Here is a 21334-nt window from a genome sequence, read left to right as displayed (position 1 = left end):
AAAATAAGATAAGAGCCCTAGTTAAAAATATGTAATCCATTACATATTTAGTATGAAAATATTACTTTTTTTCTAAAGTAGATTTGGTAAATAATATTTTGTTGGTAGAGGTTGATTTGCGCTTCAGGCAGCTCGCTTTCCGCGGGGTGGGCGCTGAGCCTCCTCGGCGCGAGCGCCTGTGGGGTCTCAGCTGTCCCACTCTTCCCGCAGGAGTCTCGCTACCTTCCGCTCCAATCAACTAATCTATTTTGTAGTTTCACTAGTTATTTACTACATCAATCTTGTTTTTTTAGCATCTGGTACTACAAGCCTAGTATTTTATCAATTACCTTCAGACATGCAAGTGCTTGCTTTCCAGTAACTGGGGGCTCTTGGTCATTGATGATGCAATTGATAAAGGCATCGATGACTCCGGTGTTTGTTTGGTTATTATTTGTTTGAATAGGCTCTAGTTCATATTTGATGACGGTGCCGTCTTTTTTTTCGATAATAAGCTGGGCTTCTGGGTCTTGATAGATTTTGAGTATCCCATCTTGGCAATAGATTGTTGTTGAATTGTCTTCTGCCCCGTAATAGGTCCATGAAAAGGATGCTGTTCCTAAGCGGCCTTTTTTTGTCTTTAATGCGGCGACAACATTGTCGCAAACCTGGATTGAATCACCATTTTCATCCACCTTGTCAAGCGCTCCATGAAACGCATGCACCTCATCGATTTCATCATCTAATAAGTAATGGATTAAATCGATTTTATGGATGCCGAGATCGCCTGCAACTCCTGAGTAGGAACGGTCTTTTTTGAAAAACCAGGTGGCATTCGATTTGTCTACTCCCCAGCTTTCTGGACCTTGATGACCAAAGGACGTTTTAAAGGTTAATATTTCGCCAAGTTCTTTCTTATCAAGAATTTCCTTTGCTTTTTGGTGCGCCTTTGTAAAGCGCTGATTATGATCAATCATTAGTTTTTTTCCTGATTTTCGTTCGGCTTCGAGCATTTCTTCAGCAAACTGCACATTAATTGCTATTGGCTTTTCACATAAAACATGCTTACCGCTTAACAGCGCATTCGAAGTATGGATGTGATGAGCTTCATTGGAGGAGCAGTCACTGATTGCTGTAATCGTTGGATCATTGAATAGCTCTTCCACTGTTTCTACAACACGGCCGCCAAATTCCAGCGCTAAGCTCTTCGCTCTCTCCACATTCCGATCATAGAAGACAATTTCATCTACATTTGGATTAGCTTTATATTCTGGTGCATGACGGAATTTAGCAATCGAACCGCAGCCGATGATTCCTACTTTTATTCCCAATTATTTAAACCTCCTTTTACCCCATTGTTGACTCGCGAATGATTAAATCGTGATCAAGCACAACGCTTTCCACCTGCTCCCCCTTAATACTCATCATCAGCATGTTTGCTGCGGTACAGCCCATTTTGTACATCGGCTGGGAAACAGTTGTTAATGTAGGATTCGTCATGTTTGAAAAACTAATATTATCAAAGCCAACAATGGCCAGATCGTTCGGTACATGTAGTCCGCTTCCATTGATTCCCTTTAAAGCGCCAATAGCTAATGTATCGGAAACAGCAAAGATAGCAGTTGGCTTCTCTTCTTGCTCAAGCAGCATTCGCATTGCTTGAACACCGTTTTGAAATTCCAGATCTTTTGTGTGATAAACCCATTCTTCTCGGATTGGAAGAGCAAATTCCTTTAAAGCTCTTTCATACCCGCTCCTGCGCTGTCTGGCATATAAAAACTTTTCATCCGAATTAATGAGCGCTATTTTATCATTGCCTAATTTAATCAGATGCTTAACGGCTTGATAGGCAGCCAGCTCACTATCAATGGTCACATATGGAATGCATCCGCCTTCCTCATACTCACTGCAAAGGATAACCGGGTAGCTCTCCGCTAATTCGTTCAGCTTCTGCATATTGATTGTCGGATCCATGGAAATGATGCCATCAGCCAATTTGTTTTTGATCATATTGAAGTAAATATTCTCTCGCTGCGGGTTGGAATCTGTCTCGCAAAGTAGAATGTTGTAGCTGTTGGCAATTGCCGTATTTTGAATCCCGTTGATAATTTCTGTGTAAAACGGATTGGAAATACTAGGGAGCAGCACTAATAAAAGCCGACTTTCAGAGTTTCGCAGGTTTCTCCCCAGCATGCTTGGTTCATAATTTAGATCTTTAATCGCATTTTCAACCTTAAGTCTTGTTTTCGGACTTACCGATGCCGCATGATTCAGCACCCTTGAAACGGTTGCAACGGAAACACCTGCTTTTTGAGCTACCTGCTGGATATTGGCCATGAACGTTTCCCTCTTTCATACTCTATGACTGAAGTTTGTAATCGATTACAAATATGATTTTAGAATGTATTGAATTATTAATCAATATATTAGAACATAGGGTTAAATATTGCAGTTTTTATAATAAAGCTTAGATTGTAGAGGTTGATTTCCGCTCCGGGATACTCGCTTTCCGCGGGGTGGGCGCTGAGCCTCCTCGGCGCCATGCGCCTGTGGGGTCTCAGCTGTCCCACTACTCCCGCTGGAGTCTCGCATCCCTCCGCTCCAATCAACGAGTTTTTCAGCAGCTTTTATACACATAACTTATTTAATCTACTTTTTATAGTTGCATGTAACGGATTACAAATATCTTTTTTAGAGGATGGTGTTTATATGAAATTGGGCGTGTTTACTGTTTTATTTGCTGATAAGAATTTGGATGAGATGCTTGATTATGTTGCTTTGATGGGGATTGAGGCTGTGGAGTTGGGGACGGGGGGGTATCCTGGGGATGCTCATTGTCAGGTTGATGAATTGTTTGCGGATGAAGGGAAGCAGAAAGAATTCTTAGAAAAGATTGCTAGCAGAGGATTGGTAATCAGTGCTCTTAGCTGTCATGGAAATCCGCTCCATCCACAAAAGGCAATGGCTGAGGAAGCGGATGCCGTCTTTGTGAAAACACTTCAACTAGCTAGTAAGCTTGGTGTGCCAGTCGTTAATACATTTTCGGGCTGCCCCGGTGATCATGAGGACGCGAAATACCCGAACTGGCCTGTAGCTCCTTGGCCAAATGAGTACCAAGAAATATTGAAATGGCAATGGGAAGAAAAAATCATTCCGTATTGGAAGGAAAAAGCAGCACTGGCTGAACAGCTTAATGTGAAAATTGGTCTTGAATTGCATGGCGGGTTCTCCGTACATACCCCTGCCACACTGTTACAGTTAAGAGAAGCATGTGGTCCAGCAATCGGCGCCAACCTTGATCCAAGTCATATGTGGTGGCAAGGCATTGACCCATTGGAGTCTATTAAAATACTAGGGCGGAAAAATGCCATTCACCACTTCCATGCAAAGGACACAATTATTGATCAGCCGAATACGAACCGAAATGGCTTAACTGATATGACTCCATATAGTGACATGCAAAATCGCTCCTGGTACTTCCGAACGGTTGGATTTGGGCATGATTCAAAGGTATGGGCGGATATGATTAGTACGCTTCGGCTTTATGGATATGATTATGTGGTTAGCATTGAGCATGAGGATGGACTGATGTCTGTGGAAGAGGGGTTTGCGAAGGCGGTTCAGACATTGAAGCCGGTCATGGTTAGGGAGTCTGTTGGGGGGATGTGGTGGGTTTAATGCAGTATATTTAGGGTTGCTCTGAATAAATACCATACAATCTTGCTGGATCACTTTTGAAATAACAGAAACCGTTGGAAGGGCTAACCTAACAACGGTTTCTTCATCTTTTTAGCTTTATAAGGAGCATCATTTGTTTGAAATTTATTGTTGCTTCGTTTTTTTGCAATTTACTTTTGTTTTTATTAATAACAGCTATAAAAAACGAGCTGTAATCATATTATCCGAACGGCTTTCGTTTGTTCTTTCTCAAAATCATTTACTATACGGACACAGAATCCCTTATTTTGCAAAAACATGCCTAAATCCTCGCTTTTGCGGACACCAGTTCCTTTATTTAACTCAAATCACTTAAATATATCTTCTAAATAACTAATAGCGGAACGTGAGTCCGTTTAACTTAATAATCAAAGGATTTTTCTGTAATAACGGAATGTAAGTCCGCAAAATTTCGGTTCCAAGGCAGTATTTGCGGTTTATTGAAGTTTTGCTTTATTAATTTTCCAATGTTATTTCATATCTATTTTGGCAAATGGATTCGCGTATAATTCAGTGCTACTTTGTATGATAATTAATCATAAAACACAACCAAACGCTTAACCATTCACGCATCCATATTCTAATTTCTTAATATCCTCTATCAGCAGTTCAACATTTTCCTTTTTTGTAGCCCAGCTTGTACAAAATCTCACAACACTTTGGGTAGCATCAACTTTTTCCCACATGGAAAAGGAATACTTTTTGCCCAATTTCATTAACACTTCATTCGGTAAAATAGGAAATTGTTGATTTGTTTTGGAATCATATTTTAATGAAAAGCCTTTTTCAACAAATGCCTCTCGAATCATCATCGCCATTTCCACTGCATGATTAGAAATTTCATAGTATAAGCCATCTTCAAACAAGGTTTCAAACTGGATCCCTAACAATCTCCCCTTAGCCAGTAATCCTCCCTTTTGCTTGATAAAATACCGAAAGTCTTTTTTTAGGCTATCATTCATAATGACTACTGCTTCTCCAAACATTGCTCCTATTTTCGTTCCACCGATATAGAACACATCACAAAGTCTAGCGATATCTGCTAAAGATAAATCGCTGTCTTTTGAAACCAGGCCATAGCCTAATCGTGCACCATCCATAAACAGCGGCAAACCACATTCCCGGCAAACTTTGCTTAATTCCTCTAATTCGGATTTACTGTAAGTTGTTCCATTTTCGGAAGGGTGAGAAATGTAAACCAAGCCTGGCTGAACGATATGCTCATGAGTGACATCATTCCAATGAGCCTCATATAATTCTTTTACCTGTTCAGCTTGAATTTTTCCATCCTCACTCAGCAAAGTAAGCACTTTATGGCCAGTTGCTTCAATTGCTCCCGTTTCGTGTGCAGCGATATGACCCGTAATTGCAGCAACTGCCCCTTGATGCGGGCGTAGTATGGAAGAGATAATCGTCATATTCGTTTGTGTTCCTCCAACTAAAAAGTGAACATCTGCATTCTCTGCATCACACGCTTTTCTAATATACGTTCTCGCATTTTCACAATGTTCATCTGTCCCATACCCAGGCGTCTGCTCTTCATTGGTTTCTATTAGCCGTTTAAGAATGCGCGGATGCGTACCTTCTGCATAATCATTTTCAAAACGTATCATTTATAGTCCCTCCAACTTATCTAATTTCTTCTGAATCAATAACATAGACGTATGTATTTCTATAATTTCTTTTTGTGACAAGCCTTGCAGTAATTTCACTATTTGTTCATCCGATTTTTCATTTAGTTGATTAAATAAAGCGATTCCTTTAGGTGTCAATCGAATCAGACTCGTTCTATTATCCAGCGTCGAAAATTCCTTGTTAATTAGTCCATCTTTACTAAGCTTGGCAATGATTCTACTCATGTAACTGCGGTCAATATCCAAATTTTCAACTAAATTATTTGCGATACATTGTTCCAAGAAACCAATCTCTAAAATGACCCTTGCCTCTGTAAAAGAATAGCCAGTATTCAATACATGCTTATCTAATAAGCCAAGGATATTCGTATAAAATCGATTGAATTGCCTTATATCAGCTATGACATGATCATTTAGGATCATTGTAGCCCTCCTTTTTTGTAGACACTGTCAACAAAAACTTTAATTATTTTAGTGGACTTTGTCAACATTTTTAAAAAACCGATTAGAAAAGTTTGCAAAATAGCGTCTAAAGCGACATTTGGGCGTAAAAAAAGAGAGACCTTATTAATCTCTCTTGCAAATTTAATGTGTTCAGTAAGTTGTATCTTTCTAGTTGTATAAAATTTATGTTTATTATGCGGTTTTGAATTTCCCACGTATATGACTGCCATTTGGAGTAGGCACCTTCTTCCAAAAAATATCAAACCAAAACTTTCATTCTCATTTATCGCTCAGTATCTCCTGCACTTCTTCCTCTTTAAGTCCAGTTATATTAACGATATCAGAGACATGCAATCCCCTTTCTATCATTCTTTGGATGATACTTGCCATCCCTTCCTCTCTCCCTAATCTCCTTTCCCCTCTAATGTTCGAAAGTTGGTCACGTAAATATTTTAATCTGGCTTCATATAACACTTTATTTTCTTTATTGGCACTCAGGTTTTCCCATTCAATTAATGCTTCACGTACTTCTTGTTCATTCATCGCTAATTCCTCCAGTTCAAAACTAATGCGCAAGCGCCTTGATCACCCCCGACAAGCACAAGACAAGCCTCACGGAAAGGTGTCCTTTACCTTTCTGGGAGGATTGGCTTGTGACCTCGAGGGGGTAGGCGCTGGAGCTGAACGCAGAAACCTATTGAAAAGGTAGCCACAACATCCAAATGTATAATTTGATAGATAGTGAAAAATTCCAGTATCACCGGTTTTCTTTTCATAATCAGCGGCTGTTAACATCATTAACCACGGTAGTTCAGGTGGTGGATTATTTTTTATCTCACGTCTATATTTCCTCCATTTTACCATAAACTGTGAAAGATCAAAGGCATGGAATTCTATATGGGGACTCCACAGAAAATGTTCTGTGTCTTCTCTAAGATGAAACACATTGTGGAAGCTGTCAGTTTCATGTGGGAATAGTGGGTAGTTTAGGATACTGATCATAATGGTTGGAGGCAAATTTCGATAATTTTCTCCAGCTGCTAGAGAGGCTGAAAATAATCTTGACCAATAATAAAGGACACGTTCTGGCATATCATGTTGATTCGCTAATTGTATTTCCACATTAATTCTTTCACTAGCAGAGGTAAATACCAATATATCCAATCTACTTGTTTTTCCATCTAGTTCTTCTTTGATCAATTCCGTATTTTCGTATTGTACGTCAACAATTCGTTCTGTACCTTTTCTGTGAAGTAAATCATTTAGGAATGCAATGGTAATGTTTTTTCTCTTAGGATCTCCAAATAATTGCTTGAACATAAAGTCCATTTTTAAATCGAGGTATTCCTTGGTCATGAGGGATCTTCCTTTCGGGGAAATATTTAATAGAATCATTTGAGGTTGATTTTTATGAAAGAATTTAAATGGGTTAATGAGAGCATGTAATACGAGGACAAGGGTAACATTTTAGTAGATTCGAGGGAAATGTTCATCCACCTCTTCTTTCGTTAAACCAGCTATTTTGGCGATTTTTTCTATTTCAACTCCTTTTATATAAAGCTCTGTTAACATTAAATGGCGTTCCCACTTTTCTTTTTCTTTTCCTTCCAATTCAAATTCCCCATTGTATCCTTTCTCCATTTTATTCACCCCATTTCTTTTTTTATTTATTATGCCCATTTCGACAAATATTTTAGAATTCCTGCTATGAATTATAAACCGTAATTTTTTTAAAAATTAAATTGACAAAACGTCTTTTTAAGTGTAAATTGATTAATAATTTAATATTTTCAAATTTTCTTATCCAGAGAGGTGGAGGGACTGGCCCTTTGAAGCCTCGGCAGCGGACTTTTTTAAGTACTGTGCCAATTCCAGTAGCGAAATGCTACAAGATAAGAAGAGCGGAACATTTATGTATGTAATCAGCCCTCTTCTTATTTTTATGAAGAGGGTTTTTTGTATTAAAAAAATATAAAAAGTAGGGAGAAGATTCAAATGACAAAAACATTAGTAAAGGCTCCATTTCGTGCAGATCATGTAGGAAGTTTGTTACGCCCAGAAAGAATTCATCAAGCAAGAAAGGATTTCCAAGCAGGAACACTAACTGCGGGGGAGCTTCACGAAATTGAAACAGAAGAAATCAAAAAAGTAGTGGATAAGCAAATTGAAGTGGGCTTACAAGCGGTGACAGATGGGGAGTTCCGTCGCAGATTCTGGCATACTGATTTCCTTGAGCACTTACATGGGGTCGAAGGGTATGTGCCTGAACACGGTTTTAAATTTAAAGGCGAAGAAACGGAACGATATGATGTGCGTGTCGTTGGAAAAATTTCTTTTAACCAGGACCATCCGCATATTAAAGACTTTGTTGAATTTAAAGAAATTGTTGGCGATCGTGCTGTTGCTAAACAAACGATTCCAAGTCCGAATCAATTATTTAATGCTGGGATTCGCGATAAGGAAATCTATCCGAACATTGAAGAATATGCAAATGATGTGATTCAAACCTATCGTGAGGCCATCAACGCTTTTTATGAGGCTGGTTGTCGATACTTGCAGCTAGATGATGTTTACATAGCTGGTCTGAATGCGCCTGACATTCCTTTTAATGATAGCGGTGCGACTCGCGAGGAATTAATTGAATTGGCATTGAAGGTTGTAAATGGTGTGCTTGAGGATAAACCAGAGGATTTAATCATTACGACTCATCTTTGCCGGGGCAACTATCGTTCGAATTGGGCCTTTGAAGGCAGCTATGCCAAAATTGCTCCGGTCCTGTTTGCGAAAGAGAAAGTGAACGGTTTTTTCCTTGAATATGATGATGACCGTTCAGGCGATTTCACGCCATTAGAATATATTCCAAATGATGGCCCTCAGGTTGTTCTTGGCGTGTTTACATCCAAGCGTGGCGAATTAGAAGCGAAGGAAAACATTATTGCACGTGTGAAAGAAGCGTCTCAGTATGTGCCACTTGAGAATTTATGCATCAGCCCACAATGTGGCTTTGCCTCCACTCACCATGGCAATATTTTAAGTGAAGAAGAGCAATGGGAGAAACTGAAGTATATTGTTGATATTTCGAAAGAGATTTGGGGATAAGAATGTGGAGTGAACACCATTTAGATGGTGTTCGCTTTCCTTTTATTATTTTTTTAAAAACAAAACCGAGTAATCATACATGAATAATGAATTTTGTTTTCTAACGGGAGGATTTATTGGATGAATAAAAAGTGGTTGAGGTCAGTCGTGGTTCTTACAATCGCATCTCTTTTGATTGCAGGCTGCAGTAGCAAAGAGTCGTCAGGAGCCGCATCTGATTCAGATAAAACAATACGCATTAGTTTTAACCCTGGTCCTTATAATGACCAATTTATAAAAGGGGTTGCCCCCTCCCTTGAGGAAAAAGGATACACCATTGAGTACACGGAATTTACAGATGGAATTCAGCCGAATATTGCGGTTGCAAATGGAGAGCTTGATGCAAACGCGCACCAGCATTCCTTCTATCTTGATTCCATCAATAAGAGAGAAAAGCTTAATTTGACCGGTGCCGTTCAAGTTCCAACACCGCCAATGGGGCTCTATTCTCAAAAACATAACAGTTTAGATGAAGTAACTGAAGGGGCACAAGTTAACGTCCCTAATGAGCCGCCAAATTTACTTCGCGCTTTAACGCTTTTGCAGGATATCGGATGGATTACCATCAAAGATAATATCGATCCTTTACAAGCGACCATATTTGATATTGAATCCAATCCCCATCAGTTAGATTTTATTTTGACTGACCCGGCACAAGGACCACGTGCACTCGAGGATGTTGATTTCGCTGCCATTCAAGGGAATTTCGCTGTATCCAATCATATGAAGCTAACTGAAGCGCTTGCCTTAGAAAACATGACAGATCAAAATATCGTCATTGTTGCAGTGGATAAAAAAAACGTGGATAAACCTTTTGTGAAAGACATGATTGATGCCTATCATTCACAGGATTTTAAAGATTATATCCTTTCAAATCCAGATTATGAAGGATACCAATTACCAGATTATTTTAATGAATAATTGAATTCGATAAACGTTTAACGTTGAGAGGAGTCTTTCCCCAGTGAATTTTAAAGCATCCACACTAGTTGAACAACTGCCTAATCATTATTTTAGTTCCTTACATGAAAAAGTTGCCGCTTATCAGCGCAAAGGGATCGATGTCATCAATTTAGCGAATGGACATCCTGACCAGCCCACTTCTGAAGAGATCGTAAGTACATTGAAAAAAGCGGTAGCCGATAAGGAAAATCAAGGGTACCCCTCCTTTTATGGAAAAAAAGGCATAAGGGAAGCTATTGCTACCTTTTATAAGCGGGAATATGAGGTAGAATTAGATCCTGAAACGGAGATCCTTGTTTTTCAAGGCTCTGGTGTTGGAATTACTGGGATTCCCCAGTCCATTCTTAATCCGGGAGACTTTCTGCTTGCGACCGATCCAGCCTATCCTGCATACAAGGTTGCAGCTACACTTGCCAAAGCAAATTACCTCGCCATCCCCGTTCATGAACGGGATGGCTTTTTGCCAGATTACAAGGCTGTGCCCGAAGAAATTGCCGAAAAGGTCAAGCTATTAATCTTAAATTACCCGAACAATCCGACTGGTGCACTCGCAACACCTGAATTTTTTAAAAAGAGCATTGCTTTTGCCGAAAAATATCAGTTTCCGATTTTACATGATTTCGCCTATGGCGCTTTTGGATTTGATAAACAGAAGCCAATTAGTTTGCTGCAGGTCCCAGGTGGCAAAGAATATGGGATTGAAACATATAGCGCATCTAAAACCTTTAATATGGCTGGCTGGCGCTTCGGGTTTGCGGTTGGGAATGCCTCTATCATTGCTGCGTTTAAAAAATTCCATTCCCATTCTTATAGCACGGTCTTTGGAGCGATTCAGGATGCGGCCATTACTGCCCTCCTCGGTCCACAGGACAATGTGAAAAGGCTGAGGGAATTATATGAAACTCGCAGAAACACCCTAGTACATGCACTTCAGAACATTGGCTGGGATGTTCCCTCTCCTCAAGGGACGTTTTTTGCTTGGTTTCAAGTACCTACTGGATTTACATCAAGAACATTCGCCGAGCTCCTCTTTAATGAAGCCCATATAGCTGTTGCCCCAGGCGAAGGCTTTGGCGAATATGGTTCTTCCTATATCCGTATCAGTCTGGCGAACAGTGAAGAAAGATTGCTCGAGGCGGTTGAAAGAATGGCAAAGCTAAAGATTTTTCAATAATCGGAGGAAGCGAACATGTATTGTATGGATTTAACAGGAAAAGTAGCGATTGTCACAGGCGGTGTACAAGGAATCGGCAAAGCCATTGTTGACGCCTTTTTGGAGTGTGGAGCGAAAGTAGCGGTAGCTGATCGAGAAATAAAGCTAGACCATTCAAATGAAAAGCTTTTGTATATCCAAACCGACGTAACAAAAAGCGAGCAAGTGGAAGAAACGGTGCAAACAGTCGTGAACCACTTTGGCCGTTTAGATATTTTAGTAAATAACGCTGGGATTTCCACTATGGATTATGCCATCGATATTAAAGAAGAAGACTGGGACCTTGTGATGGATGTGAACGCTAAAGGCGTGTACTTGTTCAGTAAAGCAGTCGCAAGAATTCTGAAAGACCAAGGACAAGGCGGAAAAATCATCAATATTTCTTCTCAAGCTGGGAAAAATGGCTACCGATTGATGGGAAGCTATGTGGCTTCTAAGCATGCCGTTTTAGGCTTTACAAAAACGATGGCCATCGAACTCGCTCAGGATGGAATTAATGTGAATGCGGTTTGCCCCGGGATTGTGGAAACCGATATGAAGCGTCATGAAAGAGTACTAGGCGGTGAATTGAGGGATCTTACTGCGGAGCTGATTAGACAGGAGGATTACTCTCAGGTTCCGTTGGGCAGGACGGCTGAACCACAGGATGTGGCAAATGTTGTTGTGTTTTTGGCTTCTAGATACTCTGATTATATGACTGGGCAGGGGGTTAATGTGAGTGGGGGGATGACGATGCATTGATGGAGAGGTATCGAGTCGTTCGAAGACTGGAAAAAAGGCTATTTTCTAACTCCCAAGCTAAGAATACAGCATCCAGCAGCAATACAGCTCTTCTTCATTAAACAGCACCTCGATAAGTTTGGTACCTATCAATCTTATCGAGGTGCTTTTTCTGTTGATTCCATCCATATGTATGGTTTAATGTCAACATTTCAGAATGCAAGAATACTCTCCCTACATAAGTAATTAGATTAAATATATTTTGAGATGCTTGTCGAAACTTGTTGAAAAACCAAGAAAACAGATTTATAATTTAGCAGTTGGTCAATTGTACCTATATTTATAGAATAAAAAAACTGCATTCAATTCATTATATTATACAGCATTGGAGATAAGTGACAGTCATGTAAGCTAATAACTACAAGTACTCGGTACAATTTTTTTGAAAATTATTAAATTAAAACCCTTTGGCTATTCACGATACGAGAATAGTTTTTTGTTTTGAAAAAAAGAGAGCGATTTCACCAGATTGTATATGAAGTTCAGAAATGGCAGTGATAGTTATGATTCACCAAGATCTTTTCAAACTATCGTATAATTAGGCAGCTTAATAGGCATGAAAGTGCATGAACGAACTTGATAAAGTGAGGGATCAAAGAAATCAATCTTCTAAACATAGGAATTCTAAAACAAAACCATTTGTGATAATAGATGAAATAGCCACTTTCAAGAGTGGCTATTTCAATGCAAAAAGCGTTGATCGGTTTATTGTATTTTACACTTTTTTCGAGATAAGAATAAAAAATGGAAAAGAGGCCTTAGAATGAAAAACATCTTTAGAAATATAAAAACGAAACTAATAGTAGCTTTTGCTCTTATACTGATTGTTCCAGCCATTAGTATTGGTTCAATCGCTTATATAACTGCCAAAAATGCAGTTGAACATCAGGTGTTAGATGGAATTGGAGAGAATCTTGATATATTAAATCTTACCATTGATAACACCATAAACCCCAAGGTACATGATATTAAATTTATGTCAGAAACGGTAACATCGCAATTGTATGCAGGAGAAAGCAGTCCCGAAATTCGTAAAAAATTAAATCAGTATGTTCAATTGCACCCTGAAGCTCTAAGCATCTACGCTGGGACCGATGAGGGATTATTTATACGGGAACCAAAAGTAAAGATGCCAGATGACTATGATCCTAGAAAAAGAGATTGGTATAAAGAAGCGATTGAGAAAAAGGGTGAAGTAGTCGTATCCGCTCCTTACATTGCTGCAAGTACAGGAGACATAGTCGTAACTGTATCTAAAACAGCAAAAGATGGATCAGGTGTTGTGGGTGTTGATATCCGTTTAAGTTACCTGCAAGAGCTTACAAAGCAAATAAAAATTGGCGAAAAAGGATATGCGCTGATTCTAGATAAAAATAAAAAATTCATTGTACACCCGACAAATAGTCCTGGTGATGAAGCAAAAGAAAGCTTCTATAATAAAATGTTTGAGCAAGAAGAAGATCAGTTTGACTATGTGGTGGATGGAAAAAATCAAGTAATGAAATTTGTGACTAATGAGATGACAGGATGGAAAATTGGCGGAAATCTTTATTCTTCAGAGATTAGTGATGCAGCTGCACCTATTTTTCAAAAAACAGTATTAGTCATTGCAGTTGCTTTCATAATCGGTGCGTTACTAGTTTTATTTATCATAAAATCCATCATTAAACCGATCAAGGAGTTAAAAGAAACGGCGATCACCATTAGTAAAGGTGATTTAACACAACATGTGGTTGTTCAATCCAATGATGAGATTGGTCAATTAGGAAATGCCTTTAATGATATGCAGGAAAGTCTCAGTATCTTGGTTCAGGAAGTTGGACAGCATGCTGAACAGGTTTCAGCTTCTGCAGAAGAACTAACTGCAAGTGCGGAACAAACAGCAAATGCTACAGAACAGGTGGCTGCTTCGATTCAAGAAGTTGCGAGCAGTGCAGAAAAACAGACAGATGGAGTCGAACAAATTGCAAAAGTATTAGCCGAAGCCTCTGAAAATGCTGTTCTTATTGCATCCCATTCTATGAAGGTTTCCGAACTTGCTAATCATACAACGATTCAAGCAGAAATGGGAGGACAGGCAGTCACGAATACGGTAGCTCAAATGAATTCTATTCATGACTCGGTAAAGGAATCCAATAAAATGATTACATCTTTGCATGAACGCTCTAAAGAAGTAAGGTCCATTTTGGATGTAATTACTGGCATTTCGAATCAAACCAATCTTCTTGCTTTAAACGCAGCAATAGAAGCAGCAAGGGCTGGGGAGCACGGAAAGGGATTTGCGGTTGTTGCGGATGAAGTACGAAAACTTGCAGAACAATCCCAAAACTCTGCAGGACAAATCCATGAGATTATCCAAGGAATTCAAAAGGATACTGAAAGCTCTGTTCAAATCATGGCTCGTGTGACAGATGATGTCCAGACAGGCGTAGAAGTATCCCACGAAGCAATTGAGAAATTTAATCTCATTCTTCAAAGTACAAAAGAAGTGACTCCACAGATGGAGGATATCTCTGCTACTGCCCAACAAATGTCAGCAGCTATTCAAGAAATTACTTCTACAGCGAATGAGATGTCTACCATTGCACAAGGAAATGCAGCAATGTCAGAAGAAGTAGCCGCATCTTCAGAGGAACAGTTAGCGACAATGGAGGATATTTCTGTATCAGCCAAATCCCTTTCTTCTATGTCTGAAGAATTGAATACATTGATTTCGAAGTTTAAACTTTAACTCTAAAAGGATAACTATTAATAAAAACTGTCTAACTAGTAATACACTTGTTAGACAGTTTTTTGTTTCTAAAGAAGTGTTTAAGTTTTACAGGTGAAGGAATGGGTCGTTTATCTGGGATTTGACCTATATATACGACAAATCATTCCCCTTGTCCCTAACCCGCTTCACTTTAAACACAGTACTTTTTGGTATGTTTGGATTGTGATGCACGACATAGGCTTTAGAAAAACGATACAAGTATTCTTCTTCATGTGACTTTGGGGTAAGAATAATCATTTTTCGCTGTAATTCTTGTTCATACAATTCAAAAACCTTGTCTTTGCGCCCCTCATCAAGGGCACTATCAAATTCATCTAATACAATGTATCCTGGTGATGCCTCGATTGTTTGCAATAACGCGAGTGCAAACAATAAAGAACTCAGTGATTCCTCGCCACCTGATACACCTTTTCCTACTTTTCCACCACGTGCTTTCACACTAACATCTTCTAATTTTCCTCGGTGCCCTTCTTTTCTTGCCTTAATAAAAAGAGTATACCGAATCTGTCCTCGACGGTCGGTGTTCATATCCCATTCAATTTTTCCTTCAAAACCGAATAAAGACATATAGTTAACAAATTTCTGGTTCACACCAATGATCTTCATATTGATCGTATCTTCTAAGTCTTCTTTCGATCGTTCCATTCGTTCCGAATATTCTTCTAATAAGATTTTTGATTTTTTCACTTCACTCTCTGACCGATCATACTCTTCTTTCATTTTTGCATAGTTTTCAGGTGCTGCTTCATCTATATCCTTTTGATTTACCGCAAATTCAAAGACTGATTTTCCATTATTGCATAGGTCATCAGCTTGCATCTTTGTCAACTCTGCAACATGTCCAACCTCTTCATTAAACTTAGCAACTAAATCCTTCGCGCTTTCTTGAAGCTTCTGTAAATCTTTTCTTGTACGAGAATATCCCTCTTCATTTAATACTCGCTCTTCTGACCTTTTTTTAATTTGCCGCTCTATTTGTTCGATTTCTCGGTCCTGCTGAGAAAGACCATCTTCTAAATCTTCCAGTTTTCTAGATAACTGTTTTTCGTCACGTCTTTTTAGATCTAATGTATCTGAGATTTCATCTAATTGAATTGATTTTTCCTTTTTATGCTGCTTAAGCTCTTTTAGCAAGCTATTCAACCTCTGAACTTCTGCTATTTTTGCTTGTTCTTTACGAAATTGCTGGTAGATTTCCAAATACTCTCGGTAATTGGATAAGGACTGCCACGATTGAGCGAATAAATTTCTTTGTTCATTTAACTCAACTTGAATCAATTGAAGTTCCTTTTCAATTGTCTCTATCTCTTTACATACTTTATCAAACTGACTTTGTCGCCATTCTCGTTCATTTTCTTTCGTATAAAAAGCCTCAGCCTCTTTTAGCGACTCTCTCCTGTTAAATAGAGTCGAATTTCGATTATTGCGTCTAAGATTATCTTCTTCTAAATGAAGCTTTTCTTCTTTTATCCGTGCGATCTCTTCTTCCAATTTCCCTTGTTGGAATTGCAGTACTTTCTCACTTAAGATAATTCGTTTATCCTCTTGGGGTCCACGAATCCCTTTTTCATCTACAAGCTGGCCATTCACAATTAAAGGCTTTTCTTCTTTAAAAAATGACTCAACCCACCAAAGAGCTTTTATTGCATAGGGGTAAAGGTGCTCCTCTAAACGATCTTTAACCTTTAGATGCTTGTCCGGTAAATGCATGATGGTCTTGTCTGGAATTAGATTAGGCAATGAAACATGATAAAGATCATTGGGTGCTTCAAATGTCTTTTTATTAACGAATAATGTGTATTTGATCGTATCGAAAACATATTCATCCTGCTGACTCGCCGTCTCATCTAATTCCACAAGCTCCCGTAATGGGTAGGCTTCTATTTGATTCTTTTTAAAATAGCGGATGGACTGCTCCTGACGAGGATTATACACTTTATTACTTTTTAGCAGTGTCAGTTCTCTATCAATCTTTCTTTCGTTTTCATCTAAAACACGTAATCTATCTTTGTTATTCTCCATTTCAAGATTGTTTTTATCCATGTCAGATTGGACGGCATTACTGCTTTGATAGGTGTCAATTAATTCCTTAAACTTTTTTTCCTGATCTTTATCCAGATTTATTTTTACAGACAAGGTTGCCTTTTCTTCAATTAAATCCATTCGGTGATTCGATAGACTACTAATCTTTGAATCCATTGCTTTAATTGAAGCATCGATTTCTTTATATTTCTTTTCCGCTTCACTTAGCCTAACCTGAACGTCACCCTCTGACAGTCCAATTCGGTCGACTTGTTTTGTAATTTCGGCAATTTGTTCAGATATTTCATCGATCTTCTCATTGGTTATTTTTAGCTCATTATTTATTCCTTCTACTTCAATCCCTAATTCATCTTCTCTGCCTTCAAGTTGACGAAGCAGCAGCCTGAATTGTTCAAGCTCCTCCTTTTTCTCAGAGAAATGAATTTCCTTCACTCGTTTGGCATCAATCTTTTCCTCTTTATCCGTTAACAATTCCACTATTTGCAACTTTAAGGAGTCGATTTGATTTAGAAAATGGGTTTCCAGCCATTTTAATCCACGGTAATATTGGGTAAAGCCTTCTTCGCGTCGACGATTGCGATCATGGTAACGATCCAGTTCCATTTTCTTTTGCTTTAAATGCATTTTATTTAGACCTTGCTTACTTTCTGCTTCTTTCAGGCTTTGTTCTGTCTCTTTAACAAGCTCTTTGCTTTCTTCCCAGTTTTTCTGGATTTTATCAATGCCGTTCATCTCGCTAAAAATTCGGAACCGTTCTTCTGGATGCATGATGGCAAACTGATTGACTTCTTTTTGATACCAAATTAAATAAAAGGCATCTGGGTCGACCGCATACTTATACAGCACTTGATTTTTGTATTCCGCAAAATTCAAATTGCCGCCACTCGTAAATTTCGTCCTCCGCTCCCATTTGTCAATTTCGTCCCCCTCTTCAATATAAAACTCTCTTTTAATGGGATCACCAGGCTTTTGCTCAATTTCCAAGCGAAATTGCACATAAAGAGGGGCATCTACTTTTATTTTCCCAGCATTTTTAAATAAAAGATCAATCTTGGCTCGCCACGTCTGATCAGCTGGAAGATTATTAGACTTTAATCCATCTACATCCACTTTACTTGAGTAAAGAACTCCACCCATACAAAAGGTAACCGTTGATTTACCCGCTCCGTTAGGGCCGGAAATAAGAATATGATCATGCTCCCCGGATAAATCCATTACGGTTGGAATATAATCCCTGATCCCAGAGAATCTAAGTCTCCATGGTATCATCCGCTACCCCTCCATTCATGTTGTAGCGTTTAAAGAACCGAAGAACATCCTCCATATGGAGCTGATTCGATTGACTGAACTCAGCATATCTCCTTAAAAATGAATCAGAAAAAAGATGTGCTCCAATTGCCGTTAACTGATATGCCTCTTCATCCGAGCTTGTGTCATAGATTTCGATTGCACCAATTTTTTTCAAAGGATCTAAATTTGCTTGTATTTTCCTTGTCACCTGTAAGGATTCATGACCAAAACTATTGATTAATTGAGAGAACAATGTATACTCATTCTGCAGCACTTCTTGATGATAAAAAATAAACATAAGAATGGCTAAGCCTTCCTTATTTAATACAGTTCTAGCTTGTTTTGCTGGAACATGCATCAATGCTACTACTTGATTTCTGCGTTCATCATATATCACTTTGAAGTAACGGGAAACAGCTTGATTCACTCGTTTTAAAAAAGAAAAAAATTCTTCCTCACTATTTGCACCGAGCAATTTTTCTACCTCTTTACGGGAAAGCCCAAAATTCCCCATTCGAATGGTAGCAGAGGAGGAAAATAAAATTTGCATAAATGTAAGCTCTTCTTCCTTTGTTAAAAATCCTTGAATGGACTGTAATGCACTTAAAGGATGATCGTTCATGAAATCATTTTCTTCGTTTTCTAATTCCATAGCTTCCTTGTTCATCTTCTGTCCACCTCCAATCTCTTTCTTCCATATTTCCGTGTACTTTTCTGTTTGCATTTTCATCAATATCTGCCTTTTTATTTGCAACGAGTGCAGACACACCGATTAAGCCGTTCAATACATCACTCCACTTGTCAGAACCGGCTTGTATAACGAGTTCATCCAATCCCGCTTCTTCTACCTCATCAAGATATTTTTCAATATCTTCCGTATGAATCATTTGCTTCGTCATTTGCCATTTAGAATCACCCATAATTTCTTCTAAATGATCCTCCATAATTTCATCTATCTCTTGAAAATCCTCCACTAGTTCTTCTTCAATTTCATCAGTAATTGGTTCGTAATTTTCAATATGGTCGATCCCCTCATCAATGGCATTTGGAGATAAGGGGCTAGCGAATTTAACAGGTACCCATAGACCATCTAAATCTTCGTCCTCATACTGACCTTGTTCCATAAAACTAAGGATTTGATGTGCATTTGGAATTTCTGAACCAATAGGCGGGTCAAATGATTGCACGATAAAATTTCTTAGTAAATCTGGTTGGATCGTTTCAATGAAATCTGTTTTTTGTAAGTGTGCGAACTTAAGAATTTTATTAATGGTACCAAGACTAATCTTTGTTCCCGCACTTATAGCTGTCATACCTCGCTGTTTAATGGGGGCAAATACTAATTCCTGATCAAAGGTTTCAAATTTGGCTAGACGCTCCACCATTTTCGTTTCTAATTCTTTCATTAATTGATGAATGATTTCTACTTGGGATAATGCATTTCGATCAGCTAAATACTCTAACTCCCGTTCAGTAAGCAGCGAAATGGCTTCCTCAACATTTTTAATCATACTGGCTAATTTATTGCCACCAGAAATGCCTTTGTCATCATAGGCTTCACTAATTTCCGCATCCCTTTTCGCCTGGAATAAAGACCTGGCAACATCGTCATTCATATAATAAGCAAGCGAATCATTGGCCAATCGAATTAAAACATCCATCATTCTTTTTCCAAGATCACGCATCTTAATTCGCTTCGCTGTTTTCGTTATCCAATTAAACTTCAACAATACAAAGGTTAAATGCTTCACATATTCAATCGTCATCCCGTCATCATAGCCATACGTGTGACGATACCGATAAAAGAGTGTGTCCTCATTTACAATTGGATCGGTCATCCCAAGTGCTTCTTGATTAATGAGATTAATAACACGGATAAAACGCAATACATTCATTGGAGCCTGAAATGATTCCTTATCACTTAACTCATTTAAAACACCTGCTAATGCAGCCATGTCACGCATCGTTTGGAGAAGCTCCGGTTTCTCCGCGTCCATATTAAAAATAGAAATTAGGGGCTGATCCATTTTTTCCACCGTTCTACTCCCCCAATCTCTTGCTCCTGTTCCTCTTTCTGAACTTGTATAGCCCCTTCATATCTTGATTGAAACTCTTCTAAATTCAGAACAACTTCTAATGGTGGAACAACCCATTTCGTTACTGCCTGACTTCTTCCTACGGTTTCTCCTACATCTTTAGCAATGATAAGTCCTGCCTCATCAATATCCGTCCAAATAATCACTTGTTTTACATTTGATACAAGCTGTTCAATCAATCGTCGATGGGCAGATCTTAATTGACCATCAATCCCTAATACAAAGCTCTTTGAATCGATCAGAAAGTTCTTTTCATAAGCCATCCGTGTAACAATCCCACGATTCTCAACTAACCACAATACTTCTGCGTCCGTTTGAAAGTCCTCAGTAAAAACCGCTAAATCAGTTGTTGCATGAATCGGTCCATACTTGTACGAAACACTTTGCCCCTGCATAGGTCCTGTAAAATAAATCGGGGTAATCGTCCCTAAGCTGCTTAACCCTAGTAATTGCAATGGATATTGAAGCAACTCTTCAGCAACTTCAATGAATTCCTTTTTATAGGCATCGAATTCCTTCGATCCACCAATTTTCCGGTAATACTTTGCTCCAATCTGCTTCCAATCAAAATGATGTTCGATCATTGAAATTTGATAAAACGCAACTAAAAAATGTAAAAATAATAGTTGCTTATGAAATCTCCACGCAGTGCCAATATCGTCAATATTCCCCTTCGTCGCCATTTCATCTAAAATATCATTTAATCTATTAAGCTTTTCTTTACGTTTTAGGTTTAGTGAAGAAGTAGATTTTTGTATTTGTTTCCATTGATTTTTCCATTCGAGGAAGGATTCATTTTTCTCTGTTTCTTGTTGATCCTTCATTTGCTTTTTATACTGGAATAAAGACAATCCCATTCGAAACTGCTCACTTTTTACCGTTCGCTCGTCTTTTGCCAAGCGATACTCACGAATGACCCATCCATTTCGAATCCATTCATATATCACATTTGCAAGTTCAAATTGTTTTTTAGTTCTTGGGCTTGTGAAGGTTTTCACCAGATTTATTGGTGGTACAGTTTGGTTATTTCCCCCCACTGTTAACATCGCAACCTTCCTTCTAGTTCTAGCAGTCTTTTTTATGATAGGAATATCTATGATCCCATTATTTTCTCTAATATCAAGTAGATTAAGTTCCTCATCTTTCAATAAAATATTTTCATATAAATAATCTATCCATGCAGTATTAACCAAAGCCTAATCCCCCTCTACCGTACTTTAATTTTATCATAGAGTAGGGAGGAGCTTTCTGTTAAAGAAAATAA

16 protein-coding genes, 1 pseudogene and 1 riboswitch are annotated in these 21334 nt (G+C 38.5%); of the genes and pseudogenes, 6 read left to right on the top strand and 11 right to left on the bottom strand.

Features of this window, described 5'->3' with window-relative positions:
* Window positions 1-302 precede the first annotated feature (302 nt).
* On the bottom strand, window positions 303-1310 hold the full coding sequence (locus ACFYKT_RS07265) for a Gfo/Idh/MocA family protein (RefSeq protein ID WP_389217587.1): 1008 nt from the start codon (window positions 1308-1310) through the stop codon (window positions 303-305).
* A gap of 16 nt (window positions 1311-1326) precedes the next feature.
* Complete coding sequence (locus tag ACFYKT_RS07260; protein ID WP_389217584.1) at window positions 1327-2316, bottom strand: LacI family DNA-binding transcriptional regulator; 990 nt, start codon at window positions 2314-2316, stop codon at window positions 1327-1329.
* 372 nt (window positions 2317-2688) lie between these two features.
* Between ACFYKT_RS07260 and ACFYKT_RS07255 the strand changes: the two genes are divergently transcribed.
* Window positions 2689-3657, top strand: coding sequence for a sugar phosphate isomerase/epimerase family protein (locus ACFYKT_RS07255; protein ID WP_389217581.1), 969 nt, complete (start codon window positions 2689-2691; stop codon window positions 3655-3657).
* A 596-nt stretch (window positions 3658-4253) separates the two neighbouring features.
* Here the strand turns inward: ACFYKT_RS07255 and ACFYKT_RS07250 are convergent.
* The 5 genes and pseudogenes from ACFYKT_RS07250 to ACFYKT_RS07230 form a co-directional block, all read right to left on the bottom strand.
* Window positions 4254-5309: a threonine aldolase family protein gene (locus ACFYKT_RS07250; RefSeq protein ID WP_389217578.1), complete on the bottom strand. Its 1056-nt coding sequence runs from the start codon at window positions 5307-5309 to the stop codon at window positions 4254-4256.
* Entirely contained in the window at window positions 5310-5753 is a 444-nt protein-coding gene (locus ACFYKT_RS07245; protein ID WP_389217575.1) for a MarR family winged helix-turn-helix transcriptional regulator, read from the bottom strand. It lies immediately after the preceding gene.
* Between the two features lie 300 nt (window positions 5754-6053).
* Window positions 6054-6317, bottom strand: a complete 264-nt coding sequence (locus ACFYKT_RS07240; protein ID WP_389217572.1) for a hypothetical protein — start codon at window positions 6315-6317, stop codon at window positions 6054-6056.
* A 183-nt stretch (window positions 6318-6500) separates the two neighbouring features.
* Window positions 6501-7130: pseudogene (locus ACFYKT_RS07235) on the bottom strand (Rpn family recombination-promoting nuclease/putative transposase); the annotation flags it as partial.
* Window positions 7131-7241: 111 nt separating this feature from the next.
* Complete coding sequence (locus ACFYKT_RS07230) at window positions 7242-7415, bottom strand: hypothetical protein (protein WP_389217567.1); 174 nt, start codon at window positions 7413-7415, stop codon at window positions 7242-7244.
* A 156-nt stretch (window positions 7416-7571) separates the two neighbouring features.
* Window positions 7572-7673, top strand: a riboswitch (SAM riboswitch).
* 96 nt (window positions 7674-7769) lie between these two features.
* Here ACFYKT_RS07230 and ACFYKT_RS07225 point away from each other — a divergent pair.
* From ACFYKT_RS07225 to ACFYKT_RS07205, 5 genes are all read left to right on the top strand, one after another.
* Window positions 7770-8873, top strand: a complete 1104-nt coding sequence (locus tag ACFYKT_RS07225) for a 5-methyltetrahydropteroyltriglutamate--homocysteine S-methyltransferase (RefSeq protein WP_389217564.1) — start codon at window positions 7770-7772, stop codon at window positions 8871-8873.
* Window positions 8874-8993: 120 nt separating this feature from the next.
* On the top strand, window positions 8994-9833 hold the full coding sequence (locus ACFYKT_RS07220) for a MetQ/NlpA family ABC transporter substrate-binding protein (RefSeq protein ID WP_389217561.1): 840 nt from the start codon (window positions 8994-8996) through the stop codon (window positions 9831-9833).
* 43 nt (window positions 9834-9876) lie between these two features.
* Entirely contained in the window at window positions 9877-11049 is a 1173-nt protein-coding gene (locus ACFYKT_RS07215; protein ID WP_389217558.1) for an aminotransferase class I/II-fold pyridoxal phosphate-dependent enzyme, read from the top strand.
* Window positions 11050-11064: 15 nt separating this feature from the next.
* Complete coding sequence (locus tag ACFYKT_RS07210; protein WP_389217555.1) at window positions 11065-11829, top strand: SDR family NAD(P)-dependent oxidoreductase; 765 nt, start codon at window positions 11065-11067, stop codon at window positions 11827-11829.
* 802 nt (window positions 11830-12631) lie between these two features.
* A complete protein-coding gene (locus ACFYKT_RS07205; RefSeq protein WP_389217552.1) occupies window positions 12632-14599 on the top strand; it encodes a methyl-accepting chemotaxis protein in 1968 nt (655 codons plus the stop codon).
* Between the two features lie 126 nt (window positions 14600-14725).
* Here ACFYKT_RS07205 and ACFYKT_RS07200 read toward each other — a convergent pair whose 3' ends face one another.
* From ACFYKT_RS07200 to ACFYKT_RS07185, 4 genes are read right to left on the bottom strand one after another with little or no spacing between them, the layout of a single operon-like run.
* The gene (locus ACFYKT_RS07200) at window positions 14726-17953 is read right to left on the bottom strand and encodes an AAA family ATPase (RefSeq protein WP_389217550.1); all 3228 of its coding nucleotides are present in this window, start codon (window positions 17951-17953) and stop codon (window positions 14726-14728) included.
* Window positions 17934-18641 (bottom strand): hypothetical protein, encoded by a 708-nt coding sequence (locus tag ACFYKT_RS07195; protein WP_389217547.1) that lies wholly within the window; start codon window positions 18639-18641, stop codon window positions 17934-17936. Before ACFYKT_RS07195 ends, ACFYKT_RS07200 begins: the two co-directional genes overlap by 20 nt.
* Window positions 18601-20010: a hypothetical protein gene (locus tag ACFYKT_RS07190; protein WP_389217545.1), complete on the bottom strand. Its 1410-nt coding sequence runs from the start codon at window positions 20008-20010 to the stop codon at window positions 18601-18603. Before ACFYKT_RS07190 ends, ACFYKT_RS07195 begins: the two co-directional genes overlap by 41 nt.
* Window positions 19986-21263: a hypothetical protein gene (locus tag ACFYKT_RS07185; protein WP_389217542.1), complete on the bottom strand. Its 1278-nt coding sequence runs from the start codon at window positions 21261-21263 to the stop codon at window positions 19986-19988. The genes ACFYKT_RS07190 and ACFYKT_RS07185 overlap by 25 nt, the downstream gene beginning before the upstream one ends.
* Between the last annotated feature and the right edge of the window lie 71 nt (window positions 21264-21334).

It is taken from the genome of Cytobacillus mangrovibacter (assembly GCF_042865275.1).
Classification (GTDB): domain Bacteria; phylum Bacillota; class Bacilli; order Bacillales; family Cytobacillaceae; genus Cytobacillus; species Cytobacillus mangrovibacter.
This window is presented reverse-complemented; position numbering and strand designations above follow the sequence as displayed.

Excerpts from the sequence above, each read along its gene's own strand:
- ACFYKT_RS07245 (WP_389217575.1), bottom strand. The coding sequence starts at position 5,753 with ATGATCCTAAATGATCATGTCATAGCTGATATAAGGCAATTCAATCGA.
- ACFYKT_RS07225 (WP_389217564.1), top strand. The coding sequence starts at position 7,770 with ATGACAAAAACATTAGTAAAGGCTCCATTTCGTGCAGATCATGTAGGA.
- ACFYKT_RS07220 (WP_389217561.1), top strand. The coding sequence starts at position 8,994 with ATGAATAAAAAGTGGTTGAGGTCAGTCGTGGTTCTTACAATCGCATCT.
- ACFYKT_RS07230 (WP_389217567.1), bottom strand. The coding sequence starts at position 7,415 with ATGGAGAAAGGATACAATGGGGAATTTGAATTGGAAGGAAAAGAAAAA.
- ACFYKT_RS07210 (WP_389217555.1), top strand. The coding sequence starts at position 11,065 with ATGTATTGTATGGATTTAACAGGAAAAGTAGCGATTGTCACAGGCGGT.
- ACFYKT_RS07205 (WP_389217552.1), top strand. The coding sequence starts at position 12,632 with ATGAAAAACATCTTTAGAAATATAAAAACGAAACTAATAGTAGCTTTT.
- ACFYKT_RS07200 (WP_389217550.1), bottom strand. The coding sequence starts at position 17,953 with ATGATACCATGGAGACTTAGATTCTCTGGGATCAGGGATTATATTCCA.
- ACFYKT_RS07250 (WP_389217578.1), bottom strand. The coding sequence starts at position 5,309 with ATGATACGTTTTGAAAATGATTATGCAGAAGGTACGCATCCGCGCATT.
- ACFYKT_RS07240 (WP_389217572.1), bottom strand. The coding sequence starts at position 6,317 with ATGAATGAACAAGAAGTACGTGAAGCATTAATTGAATGGGAAAACCTG.
- ACFYKT_RS07260 (WP_389217584.1), bottom strand. The coding sequence starts at position 2,316 with ATGGCCAATATCCAGCAGGTAGCTCAAAAAGCAGGTGTTTCCGTTGCA.
- ACFYKT_RS07255 (WP_389217581.1), top strand. The coding sequence starts at position 2,689 with ATGAAATTGGGCGTGTTTACTGTTTTATTTGCTGATAAGAATTTGGAT.
- ACFYKT_RS07195 (WP_389217547.1), bottom strand. The coding sequence starts at position 18,641 with ATGAACAAGGAAGCTATGGAATTAGAAAACGAAGAAAATGATTTCATG.